A 290-nucleotide genomic window follows, 5' to 3' on the forward strand; every position below is an offset into this window, starting at 1 on the left:
ATAGCGCTCATGGTGGCTTCGGTGCCCGAGTTCACCATGCGCACCATATCCATCGTCGGCACCAGTTCGGTGACCAGCTGCGCCATTTTGACTTCCATCTCGGTCGGCGCGCCGAAGCTCAGGCCGCGCTGCGCCGCTTCAATCACCGCGTCGCGGATCGCCGGGTGGTTATGCCACAGCACCATCGGCCCCCAGGAACCGACATAGTCGATATAGGCCTTGCCGTCGGCATCGAACAGGTAAGCCCCGTCTGCGCGCTCGATAAACAGCGGCAAACCGCCCACGCCGGT

General features: G+C 63.4%; 1 protein-coding gene. It reads right to left on the reverse strand.

All coding sequences use genetic code 11. From position 1 onward, the window contains the following. The coding region (locus JYB63_RS22865; protein ID WP_205660220.1) for an aminotransferase class III-fold pyridoxal phosphate-dependent enzyme at positions 1 to 290 on the reverse strand (290 nt) is incomplete at both ends.

Source organism: Aliamphritea spongicola (assembly GCF_017051665.1).
Classification (GTDB): domain Bacteria; phylum Pseudomonadota; class Gammaproteobacteria; order Pseudomonadales; family Balneatricaceae; genus Amphritea; species Amphritea spongicola.